We start from the raw sequence: 11925 nt of genomic DNA on the forward strand, positions 1-11925 counted from the left end.
AGGTGATTGGTAATGGCTAGAAATCGTAATTCTAATCAATTAGCATCACATGGAGCACAAGCAGCTTTAGATCAAATGAAGTATGAAATTGCACAAGAGTTCGGTGTACAACTTGGAGCTGATACTTCTTCACGTGCAAACGGTTCTGTAGGCGGTGAAATCACAAAACGCCTAGTAGCGATGGCAGAACAACAGCTTGGTGGCGGATATACTCGCTAAATGTAGAAGGTTATAGGAGAAAGGAAGGATTCTTCCTTTCTTTTTTTTTTTCAATTAATTGGTATGAATATATTGCGAACAGAATTCAAAGAATAGAAGTAATACTATATTTTACCCAATTTCTTTTGTTGTGAATGGGAAGTATTAAAGATGTAATAGCCCTGGTGGAATGAAAATTATGTTCCAGCAGGGCTATTATATGATAAGAAATATATGATGAAAGGTTCCGAAATCAACATGTTAAAAAAAGAAAACTGTTGTTTAATTGCGCTTGCATCAGTTCCACTTGTCATGACATTAGGGAATTCAATGCTCATTCCAATCTTGCCGACAATTGAAAAGAAATTACATATTTCATCGTTTCAAGTATCCATGATTATTACAATTTACTCTATCGTAGCCATTTTACTTATACCGATTGCTGGTTATTTATCAGATAGATGGGGACGAAAGATGGTAATGGTTCCGAGTTTGCTGATTGCGGCTATAGGAGGAGCGATAACTGGTTGGGTATCTTGGAAAGTTGATAATCCCTACACTTGGATATTAATCGGTAGAGCGATTCAAGGTATTGGTGCTGCTGGTGCAATGCCGGTTGTTATACCGTGTGTTGGTGATTTATACAAAGACGAAAAACAAGTTAGTACAGGCTTGGGAATCATTGAGACATCCAATACATTTGGAAAAGTGCTGAGCCCTATTTTAGGATCTGCTCTTGCTGCCATTGTATGGTTCTTACCATTTTGGGCGATTCCAGTTTTATGTGTCATATCAATTGTTTTGTTACTTGTTCTAGTAAAGGCAAAGAAACAAGAAGGAGAAGTACCACCACTTAAAGAGTTTATAAAATCTATTCTGTCTACGTTTCGAGAAAAAGGAAGATGGTTAATTGCCATTTTTGCATTAGGTGCAATTATTATGCTTATTTTATTCGGAATTCTCTTTTATTTGTCGACTATACTGGAATCAAAGTATGACATTCATGGTATATGGAAAGGGTGTGTGCTTGCTATCCCGTTACTTGTACTGTCACTTAGTTCATATATGGCCGGTAAAAAAATTGGAGATAATCAAAATGTTATGAAGAAGTGTATTTATATTGGTTTTTTAATGGCAGCTGCATCAGTCATCATTCCTTTATTTATAAAAGGGATTTATTTACTACTTCTTTGTCTCGTTATTATGGGGATAGGAATTGGTATGGCACTCCCATGTTTAGATGCCCTCATTACACAAGGAATTGAAAAGGAGCAAAGGGGAACGGTTACGTCATTTTATAGTTCAATGCGATTTATCGGTGTAGCAGCTGGACCACCTTTATATTCTTTTTTCATGAAAGGGGCGGACCATGAAGTGTTTTATTTGACAAGTATTTTCGCTGCCATTGGTGCTGTCATAGCAATCATTTGGATTAAACCAGCAAAAGATGCAAAGAAGGTAAAACAGAAACCGGAACCTACTTCATAATTTGTAAGAGAATTGCATGATGTTTTTAGTAACATGCAATTCTCTTTCGTTCATTAAGAATAAATAACTTGTTTTAACATATAAAGCGCGACACCCCATATGATGAGACCAGAAAATTTATTTAATAATAAAATTGTCTTTCCGGTTGAGTCTATTCTTTTTAGAAATTTCCCCGCTAAAGCTAAGCTTATAAACCAAATCCAAGAAACGATAATAGTTGCAAGTGTGAAAGCCCATTTTTCACTTCCTATGTATTGAATAGAATTTGTTCCAATTACACCGATTGTGTCTAAAATAGCATGTGGATTTAATAACGAAACGGATGCTGCGAAAAGAATTTGCTTTTTTAAGGGCATACTTTTTTCTTGTTTTACATCGTTGGAAGGGTTACTTCTCCAAATAACAAAGCCCATGTATAGGAGAAAGAAAAATCCAATTATATATAACGAGTTAGTTAGCCAAGAAAAAGTAAGGAGTACAAGGGAGACACCTTGCACTGCAATCAATATGAGTAACGTATCACATATAGAGGCAGTTAATACTACGGGTGCTGCCCTCCAAATGTTTGGTTGGCTCGCACCTTGGTTGAAGACAAAAACATTTTGTACACCTAATGGAATGATAAGTCCAAATGCAAGAATGATACCATGAATAATTGCTTCACTCATCATATTACCTCCTATTTTAATTCATTATGATAGTGTATATTGTATAGAAGAAATGAAAATTTGTATCCATCCATATGGTTGGGGAGGTTACCAACCAAAAAGAATATAAGGTGATATAATGGAAAGATTCGTTTGGAAACCGAATATGTCTCTAGCGACTCCTCTGTATAAACAAATAGAAACGTATATAAAAGAAAGGATCGTTAATGGAGAATGGACCGTTGGAACGAAATTACCTTCACAAAGAGATTTGGCACATACATTTGGTGTGAATCGAAGCACAATTGTAATGGCTTTCGATGAACTAGTTGCAAAGGGATACATTGAAGGGAATGGCAGGAAAGGAACAATTGTTGTAAATAATAATGAGAATGCTTCACCTTACGCACCCCCGCCTAATTGGCAGTCTTATGTAGAAACAGGACTTCATTATCCGAATCTCCCAGCTATTCAGGAGATTAATCAAGCTGAATTTTATCCACATGTAATCCGATTAGGAACAGGTGAGCTCGCGCCAAGTCTCTTACCTGAGAAAAAGATGAAAGAAATTATGAATAAGCTTTTAAAGTCAAATGTGACGCTTGGGTATGAAGAGCCGAAAGGAAATCTGTATTTAAGGGAAAAGATTTCCGAATACTTACAGGGGCATGGTGTATATGTATCTCCTGCCTCTATATTAATTGTTTCAGGAGCGATTCAAGCGCTGCAACTTATTTCTATGGGTCTTCTTTCGAAAGGGGCATCAATCTTATTAGAGAAACCATCTTATTTATATTCACTTAATGTTTTTCAATCAGCAGGAGTACGTTTAATTGGAATCCCAATGGATGAGAGCGGCTTATATACATCATATATTGAGAAATATAAGAAGCAATTCAATGCCTCTATTTTATATACAATCCCGTCGTTTCATAATCCGACGAATTTTAGTATGAATACTAAGAAGCGAAAAGAAATAATGGAAGTATGTAATGAAATTGGATTACCTATTATAGAGGACGCAGTGTATCAAGACTTATGGTTTGATGCACCTTGTTCGAAACCTTTAAAAGCCTATGATAAAAATGGAATCGTACTACATATTGGAAGCATGTCCAAAGTGATTAGTCCAGGTTTAAGAATTGGATGGATTGTTGGACCTGAGCCAGTAATTCAAAGATTGTCAGACATAAAAATGCAAACAGATTATGGCTCAAGCACTATATCCCAGCAAATTGCAGCAGAGTGGTTTACAAATGGTCTATATGATCAGCATTTGCGATTTGTAAGAAGTGAATTGAAAAAACGAAGAGATTTTATGTTACTAATGTTAGATAAATATCTTCGTGAAATAGCAACTTGGCATGAGCCAACAGGTGGGTTTTATATATGGGTACATATAAAAGTACCCATTTCATATCGCAGTTTATTTGATAAAGCTCTGCAAGAAAAGGTTTTATTAAACCCAGGTACTTTATATGATAGAAGTGCAAATCAATTTTTGCGCCTATCGTATTCATACGCAACGTTAGAAGAAATTGAAATAGGTATAAAAAAACTTGCACAACTAATGAAAAAGTAAGAGGAGAAAGTAATGAAACAATATGTAATTTGCCAAATTATCAATGGAGAAAAATATTTAGCTGCTTATGCGGAGACGAAGGAGGAAGCAATTGAAAAAGCAGAATTGTTAGGATTACGAACGGGAAATCGATACACAGTTATTACTGCAGAGGAAGCAGAAGGGTTAACGTATCCTTAAACAACGTATAATAATGATGCAGAAAGTAAATAAGCCTAGTAATATATTATTACTAGGCTTATTTTTTTGAAAGCGTTACGTGTTCTCGTATGAAAAGCAATAGTATTATGAGTCAAGTTGACGGAAGTAACGATTTGATTTTCTATCCTGCTTTCCGTTTCTATAGTCATCAATATATTGTCTGAAGTTCCACGATTGTAAAAACTTATTTGCGGCATTATAACCAGAATTGTATAGCCACTCTTTTTCTTCCTTTGTTAAGTCGAAGTTTGTACTAGTAATAGCCCCTGTTGGAATTGTAATTGTTCTTGCTTTTGATTCCTTGTCTAAATGACGTAAATCATGAGCTTGCATCATTGTTTTAAATAGTCCTTTGAACATGGAAATAGGCTCGTTATAGTGAGCAGGATCAGCTTGAATCTCATCTTTTACAAAATGAAATCCGAAAGTCGGCCAGCGAGGAGCGGTAGGTGAATCGAAGATCCAAATTGGATAATTACTTAGAATTCCTCCATCAACCATATAACAAGGCTGCTTCCATTTTGGAGTTCTCCATTTTACGGGTTCAAAGAAGAAGGGGATTGTACTACTCATTCTTACCGCTTTAGCGATAGAGAAGCGATAATTTAAAAATCCGTAGTTTGGTAAGTCGTCAGGAAAGACAACCATTTTACCATTACTAATATCAGAGGCGATGATTTTGAGTTTGTTTAGATCCGGTAAATCAGTAAATAAATGAATACCTTTTTTTCGAAGCAATTCTTCAATCCATTCTTCTATAAATGCATTAGAGTATATACCTAGAGTAGTCCATGCACTTAGCCCCTTACCGATAAAAGGAATTCTATCAATAAAAGTTTTTTTCATAAATTTATTATAATCAATATCAGTTATAATCGTTTTTAACTCTGAACAAGAATATCCTGCCGCTACAAGTGCTGCAATAATCGAACCAGCCGATGTACCAGCTACACGTTCCCATTCATAACCTTTTTCGGCTAACGCGCAAATTGCCCCAACATGCGCAATACCGCGCACACCGCCTCCTTCAAAAACACCATCAATCTTCATTAAACATACTTCCTTTCAAATAAAAGATTTGGAAATGGCAAAAAAGCACGTATTGTACGTGCTTTTTTACAATGGTTTTTAAGTTTACTAGCAGCCTACAAAGCCGCCCCAACAGCTAGCTCCGATGATGATTAGAAGGATAAATAAAACGATTAATAAAGCGAAACCTCCGTAACCACAACCGCCGCCACCGTATCCGTAACCACAGCAACTATATCCGTAACCCATGTGGAATTCCTCCTTATATTTAAAAATGAACGAGGGGAAAATGTACTGGAAGAATTAAAGAATTATCGTGTTTGTAGGAACAATGTATAGTATGCTTTTTTAAACTTGTTCGCGTACGAAGGATAAGCCCGTTTTTTGGAGGCTTGTTGATTTTGTAAAGAATGAAGTATAATCTTTGTACTATGATATAAATAAGTATGTAAATGTAAGGAGAATTTATGAATAAAAAAATTGAAGTATTAATTGATAAATATGAACTAACACACTTGAAAGAGGAACTTATTAATACTGTATTTCCTTGTATAAAAGTTGTGCCAAAGCAGCAGGAAACTGTTGCGATAGGTAGTTCGAAAATGGGAGGAGTTCCTGATTTACCAGCTTTATTTGAATATCCAAAGCATAAAGGAAATCCACTACAATTTATCGCGCAATTTAACTTAAGTGATTTACAAAACGTTGGTATGGATCACAATCTTCCTAAGACGGGGATGCTGTATTTCTTTTGCATCGAAAATTATTTTGAAGAAAATGTGAATCTAACAGAGGCTGGGCGTGTACTTTATTATGATGTTCCTGTAGAGCAATTACGAAGAGAAAATGAAGTACAAGCGAAATATAACCAGTGTGCAATTACTTTTGAACTGACATACAAATTACCAGAGCTTTTCATTGAAGATGAGGCTGATTCAGATCGTTTCTTGCAATTACTTGAAGAGCTAATTCCGGATAACTACGATAACCATCAAATGTTTGGTGAGCCATTCTCTGTACAAGAGGAAGTGTTATATGAGACAGGAGAATATATGGGAGTAGACCCACAGCAAATGACTCTTTTATTCCAAATTGATTCAGATCATAAAAATTGTAATATGGTTTGGGGAGAACTAGGGATGCTATATTTCTGTATTAGTAATGAAGATTTGAAAAATCAACGTTTTGAAAATACATGCTGCGTATTACAAACTTGCTAATGAAAAAAGGTTGTTCTTTTAAAAAGAACAACCTTTTTATGTGAATTAATTAATATGCATAATCTCATATGACCTATACGAAAAAGTATTGTATACTCTGAAACTATACGATACTTTTTCGTATAGTTATAGAATGTAAGGAGTGACAAGATGGGAAAGACAAGTAAGTATGTGACAGCTGCCGCACTTTGTTCAACTATAGTAATGGGAGGCTTACAAGCGTCATCTGTATCTTATGCAGCTACAAATCCGACTACAGTGACAGCACAATCAGATGTAAAGTTATTAGATGATTTCAGAAAAGAATTAAAAAAACAGATTGATAATCGAGAAGAAAATATTACAATCACATATAAAACAAAAGATAGAAATGCTAGAAATATTATGGATCAATTGTATGGTGAGTTTAATAAAATTGTAGATGCTGATGAGTATGTAAAATATAATGTAGCGTCTACTAGATATTCTATTAAAGGAATGCCAGGGGACTATACGTTTACACTGCAAGTAAAATACCGTGAATCAAAAGAACAAACTCAATATGTAAAAGCTCAGGCGAAATCAATTGTTGGATCAATTGTAAAACCAGGGATGGATGAGCATGAGAAAGTAAAAGCTATTCACGATTACGTTGTTAAGCATGTGTCTTATGATACGTCTTATCAAGCGTATACAGCATATGAAGCATTAGCGAATCGTTCTGCCGTTTGCCAAGGATATACATTATTAACGTATGAGTTGTTAAAAGAGGCAGGTATTCAAAATCATATTGTAACAGGCACAGGAAACGGACAAGCTCACGCGTGGAATTTAGTGAACATTGAAAACAAATGGTATCACCTAGATACTACATTTGATGATCCAGTACCAGATAAAGCAGGGCGTGTAACTTACTCATATTTTAACATGTCTGACGAACAGTTAAGTAAAGATCACGACTGGGATCGTAGTAAATATCCAGCAGCAACTACAAGTTATTTTGGTGAATTAACAAATAAAATAAAAGCTGGTAGCTCAAAAACTGTCGTATATGAGCAAATGTTAAAAGAAACAAATTTACAATACTTATCTGCAGAATACGGAGCAGAAAATTATAATGAATTTAAGAAAAAGTTACAGCAACAGTTTGCAGCCAAACCAGAAAAAGTAGAAGTACGATATAAGCAGTCCATGGATGGAACGATGCAAGATATAAAGAAAGTATTAAATGAAATAAATTGGCCAAAAGGTGCAAAGCGTGTGTCTTATCAAGTAGCACCTTATAGTGCATTAGCGGGTTATTCATTAGCGACAATTACATTTACGTATTAAGCAATGAGAAAGAGCATCTGTAAAAGATGCTCTTTTTATATTTGTTGATCACTTTAAAATATTGAGAATTATGTGATAAAATAAAAAGGAGAGGATGTGAATGCGGAATGAACTTGTTTGAAAGTAATATATTTACATTGATATATACTTGTTTAGTAATCGGACTTATCGTTTTGTTTTTCATATCATTTACTTTGTTTATTAGAAGAGTATTACAAAGCAGTGCTGCAAAGAAACACCACGTGATTAATATGAACCAGAAGCTAGATCGAATTATTGAATTGCTTGAAAAAGATAAGAAATAGCGATAGAAGAAGTATGAAAAGGGGAAAGAGAATGGCCAATTATATAAAAGAATTACGTGAAAAAGTAGGACATGATTATGTTTTCTTAAACTTTGCCGGTGGTTGTGTATTTAATAAAGAAGGAGAAGTATTACTGCAAAAAAGAGGAGACTTTAACGCTTGGGGATTTCCAGGTGGCGCAATGGAGATAGGGGAATCAGCTGCGGAAACTGCAATCCGAGAAATAAAAGAAGAAACCGGGTATGATGTAGAAATAAATGAGCTTATTGGAGTGTATACAAAATATTTTCAATCATATCCAAATGGAGACAAGGCCCAGTCAATTGTGATGTTCTTTTCATTCTCAATAGTTGGAGGTGACAAAAAAGTAGATGGTGATGAAACGTTGGATTTGAAGTTTTTCCCGTTAGACGACATGCCACCGTTATTTTGTAAACAACATGAAGATTGCCTGCAAGATTTATTGGAGAAAAGAGTAGGGGTATATCGTTAACATATAAAAAAGAAGCTAAATGAAGATTAGCTTCTTTTTTATGTTTAATTTATTTCCACCAATCATCAAACATTGACGCTGGTACTTGTCTTTTATGCTCACTCACTGTGTAACGTTTTTCAATTTTCTCTGCAACGTCAGCTGGAACTGCTTTACCTTCTAAATAATCATCTAATTGATCATAAGTAATACCTAACTCTGTTTCATCAGCTTGACCTGGTTTTTCATCTAATAAATCAGCTGTTGGCATTTTTAAGTACAGTCGCTCGTCTGCACCTAACTCTTGTAATAATGCACGTCCTTGGCGCTTCGTTAATCCCGTTAATGGTAATAAATCTGCACCACCATCTCCGAATTTTGTAAAGAACCCTGTTACAGCTTCTGCAGCGTGATCTGTTCCGATAACAAGTAGCCCTTTTTGTCCACCAATTGCATATTGAGTAACCATACGGATACGTGCTTTCACGTTACCCTTATTGAAATCTGTTAATGATTCACCCAATAAGTTTTCATATTGATTTGAAAAAGCATCAACAGTTGAAGCAATATCAAATGCAACAGATTGATCTGCTTGAATGAATTGTAATGCTAATTGTGCATCATCTTCATCTTTTTGTACTTTATAAGGAAGACGCACGGCGATAAACGTTGCATTACCACCTTCGTTACGAATTTCTTCAACTGCAAGTTGTGCTAAGCGTCCTGCTAATGTAGAGTCTTGTCCGCCGCTAATACCAAGTACAAATCCTTTTGCACCTGTTTTTTTTACATAATCCTTTAAGAAATCAACTCGTTTACGAATTTCAATTTTTGGATCAATTACAGGCTGAACATGTAATGCTTTCATAATCTGTTCTTGTAATGTCATTATGTTTCCTCCTATTCATATTAAAGCGGTAATTAAGTTTATATGTATAATGGTACATACTTCTATCCTTTATTATTTCGCAAAATTAACGAATATACAATAGGATGTGTGTATGAATATGAATGTAGTCATTATAAATAAAGTACTACGTATAAGCAATTTTTTTAAACCTTTCAAAAATGTAAGGTTTTTGTCATTTGAATCGATGGAAGGTATTTCCGCACTTTACTAATATAAAAACATAGATAGTAGAAGGGCGGAGAAGTAATATGAACATTAGAGAACTAGCATATCGGAATGTAACCCGAAATAGACGGACATACTCAGCCTATTTTTTGAGTAGTGCATTTGCAATTATGGCCTTTTTTGTGTATTCATTTTTTGCGTTTCATCCGGCATTAAGTGCAGGAGAATTAGGTCAGTACGTATTCGTAAGTATGTCTTTTGCACAGTCTATTATTTACTTATTTACATTCTTCTTTATTTTATATTCGATGGGAATGTTTTTAAAAACGAGAAAGCATGAACTAGGAATTTTAATGATGCTAGGTATGACGAAATATCAATTAAAGCGTCTGATCTTTTTTGAAAATATTATGATTGGAATAGGGGCAATTATTTTTGGTATTCTTTCAGGTATGTTATTTTCAGGGGTATTACTATTTGTCGCCCCGATGATATTAAAACTAGATATCTCCTTATCTTATTACATACCGATGAAAGCAATTGTTGTAACAAGTATTATGTTTTTCATATTATTTATGATCATATCATTGTTTAGTGCAGGAATGATTCGTAAAAATAAAATTATGAAGTTGTTTAGAGGGTCAGCAGAGGCAAAACCGGAACCGAAAGCATCAATCATTTCTTCAATATTAGCAGTAGTATTGCTTAGTGCTGGCTATGTAGGAGCTCTTCTATCGCATGGCGCAATGGTATTTATTATGATGATTCCTGTTACAACGGTAGTTATTATTGGGACGTATTTGTTGTACAAGCAGCTGAGTGTCTTTATTATTCGATTATGTAAAAAAAGTAAACGTTTCTATTGGACACAGACTAATATTATTACGTTATCAGATTTAGCGTATCGCATGAGAGATAACGCAAGAATGTTCTTTATTGTAACCATTATTTCTACTGTAGCATTTTCCGCAATAGGGACATTAGTTGGCTTCGCATCCATGACGAAAGGGATAATGGAGAGACCGATTTCGTTTCATTACCATTCTAAGCAAGGGAATAGTAACGAATCACAGCATATACAAATGATTGACAAAGGATTAAAGAAACATAGTATAGCAGCTTCAAAAACTAATATTTCGACAAAGAAAACGGAGGAACAGTCGTTAAGAAGCGCCATTTTTATAAAAGAATCAGACTATAAGAAATATGCAAAGTTAACAGAAGAACCATTTAATACTGTAGCAAATAAAGAAGGTGTATTTTTGTCAGCTAATATACCAGGGCCAACGATGAAAGAAAGAAAAGAAATTACTTTACCTAATATGAATGAAAATTTAAAAGTGAAAAAAGTTACTTCATCTTCATTGGGGAAAATATTAAGAGGAAATGTTTATGTAATCTCTAATAATCAATATGATTCATTACAAGATGGGTTTATAGAGACAAAAGATTATATGTATAAAACTGAAAGAACGAAAGATGAGATTGAAATTGGTAAAGAGCTTACGCATCAAATTAAACCGTATCAAGAATATTCAACGTTTAGTGCGGAAGAGTACGAGCAAAACCAAAGTTTACAAATTGCAGGACCGATTTTATTTGTAGGTTTCTTTATTGGTATAGTATTTTTCGTTTGCGCAGGAAGTTTCCTTTACTTCCGTTTATTCTCCGATTTGGAGGATGATGTTCGTTTGTTCGAAATGATTCGTAAAGTTGGATTGACAAGTAGGGAATTATCGAAGGTAGTTACAATTCGATTGGCGCTTTTATTCTTCGTTCCAATTGGTGTTGCAACATTACATGGAGCAGTAGCCTTAACGGCGTTAGGGCAAATGTTTGAGTACTCATTGTTTAAAGAAAATACAGTTGTATTAAGTGTTTTCATAGGTATTCAAGTTGTATACTTCTTACTTATAAGATCCCGTTATGTAAAACAATTGAAAGAGAGATTACGTATGCATTAAATGTGTTTTTTAACTCGAGTACAAAATTTTCTAAAAAGAGGCAAGTATTGTCAAAAAGTGATAAAATGGAAAAAGCGAGGCGAAAAAATTAATAGAGAGTAAGGGGGGAGAAATATGAAAGCAACAGGAGTTATTCGAAAAGTAGACGAATTAGGACGAATTGTTATCCCTAAAGAATTACGCGATGTATTGGGAATACAAATTAAATCACCGCTTGAAATTTTTGTAGAAGCAGATAAAATCATTTTACAAAAATATCAACCTTACAATGCTTGCCAAATCACAGGTGATGTTTCAGGGCAGAATATTACATTAGCAAATGGAAATATTACAGTTGGGATAGAGGGAGCGGAATATTTAGTAAAAGAAATAGAAAAGTTTTTAAACAAGAGTGAGGTTTAGTCTTAATTTATATTATTTTTCAAATACATAT

General features: G+C 34.5%; 14 protein-coding genes. 10 read left to right on the top strand and 4 right to left on the bottom strand.

All coding sequences use genetic code 11. From position 1 onward, the window contains the following. Positions 1–12: 12 nt before the first annotated feature. Together AXW78_RS09655 and AXW78_RS09660 are read left to right on the top strand one after the other, a co-directional pair. Complete coding sequence (locus AXW78_RS09655; RefSeq protein ID WP_000113545.1) at positions 13–219, top strand: alpha/beta-type small acid-soluble spore protein; 207 nt, start codon at positions 13–15, stop codon at positions 217–219. Positions 220–456: 237 nt separating this feature from the next. After that, positions 457–1686, top strand: coding sequence for a bacillibactin exporter BcbE (locus AXW78_RS09660; protein WP_002181649.1), 1230 nt, complete (start codon positions 457–459; stop codon positions 1684–1686). Between the two features lie 53 nt (positions 1687–1739). Here AXW78_RS09660 and AXW78_RS09665 read toward each other — a convergent pair whose 3' ends face one another. After that, positions 1740–2354: a LysE/ArgO family amino acid transporter gene (locus AXW78_RS09665; RefSeq protein WP_001287300.1), complete on the bottom strand. Its 615-nt coding sequence runs from the start codon at positions 2352–2354 to the stop codon at positions 1740–1742. 118 nt (positions 2355–2472) lie between these two features. On the opposite strand from AXW78_RS09665, the gene AXW78_RS09670 reads away from it, so the two are divergent. Together AXW78_RS09670 and AXW78_RS09675 are read left to right on the top strand one after the other, a co-directional pair. Continuing rightward, entirely contained in the window at positions 2473–3915 is a 1443-nt protein-coding gene (locus tag AXW78_RS09670; protein WP_000439408.1) for an aminotransferase-like domain-containing protein, read from the top strand. Positions 3916–3927: 12 nt separating this feature from the next. Next, positions 3928–4095: a DUF3933 family protein gene (locus tag AXW78_RS09675; RefSeq protein WP_000816377.1), complete on the top strand. Its 168-nt coding sequence runs from the start codon at positions 3928–3930 to the stop codon at positions 4093–4095. A gap of 105 nt (positions 4096–4200) precedes the next feature. Here AXW78_RS09675 and AXW78_RS09680 read toward each other — a convergent pair whose 3' ends face one another. Further along, positions 4201–5166, bottom strand: coding sequence for a patatin-like phospholipase family protein (locus AXW78_RS09680; RefSeq protein WP_000686821.1), 966 nt, complete (start codon positions 5164–5166; stop codon positions 4201–4203). Between the two features lie 87 nt (positions 5167–5253). Next, on the bottom strand, positions 5254–5394 hold the full coding sequence (locus AXW78_RS09685; protein WP_000540419.1) for a YjcZ family sporulation protein: 141 nt from the start codon (positions 5392–5394) through the stop codon (positions 5254–5256). A gap of 218 nt (positions 5395–5612) precedes the next feature. On the opposite strand from AXW78_RS09685, the gene AXW78_RS09690 reads away from it, so the two are divergent. From AXW78_RS09690 to AXW78_RS09705, 4 genes are all read left to right on the top strand, one after another. After that, positions 5613–6365, top strand: a complete 753-nt coding sequence (locus AXW78_RS09690) for a YwqG family protein (RefSeq protein WP_001034839.1) — start codon at positions 5613–5615, stop codon at positions 6363–6365. A gap of 150 nt (positions 6366–6515) precedes the next feature. Further along, positions 6516–7676: a transglutaminase domain-containing protein gene (locus AXW78_RS09695; protein WP_000520860.1), complete on the top strand. Its 1161-nt coding sequence runs from the start codon at positions 6516–6518 to the stop codon at positions 7674–7676. A gap of 107 nt (positions 7677–7783) precedes the next feature. Then, entirely contained in the window at positions 7784–7981 is a 198-nt protein-coding gene (locus AXW78_RS09700; protein WP_001048102.1) for a DUF4083 domain-containing protein, read from the top strand. 31 nt (positions 7982–8012) lie between these two features. Then, positions 8013–8474, top strand: a complete 462-nt coding sequence (locus AXW78_RS09705) for an NUDIX hydrolase (RefSeq protein ID WP_000024999.1) — start codon at positions 8013–8015, stop codon at positions 8472–8474. A 49-nt stretch (positions 8475–8523) separates the two neighbouring features. Here AXW78_RS09705 and nadE read toward each other — a convergent pair whose 3' ends face one another. After that, positions 8524–9342, bottom strand: coding sequence for an NAD(+) synthase (gene nadE, locus AXW78_RS09710; protein ID WP_000174891.1), 819 nt, complete (start codon positions 9340–9342; stop codon positions 8524–8526). 269 nt (positions 9343–9611) lie between these two features. On the opposite strand from nadE, the gene AXW78_RS09715 reads away from it, so the two are divergent. Both AXW78_RS09715 and AXW78_RS09720 read left to right on the top strand, forming a co-directional pair. Beyond that, positions 9612–11492 carry an FtsX-like permease family protein gene (locus tag AXW78_RS09715; RefSeq protein ID WP_061884078.1) on the top strand — a complete coding sequence of 627 codons (1881 nt, stop codon included), beginning with the start codon at positions 9612–9614 and terminating at the stop codon, positions 11490–11492. A gap of 114 nt (positions 11493–11606) precedes the next feature. Beyond that, positions 11607–11894, top strand: coding sequence for an AbrB/MazE/SpoVT family DNA-binding domain-containing protein (locus tag AXW78_RS09720; protein WP_000648325.1), 288 nt, complete (start codon positions 11607–11609; stop codon positions 11892–11894). Positions 11895–11925: the final 31 nt, after the last annotated feature.

It is taken from the genome of Bacillus thuringiensis, assembly GCF_001595725.1.
Classification (GTDB): domain Bacteria; phylum Bacillota; class Bacilli; order Bacillales; family Bacillaceae_G; genus Bacillus_A; species Bacillus_A thuringiensis_K.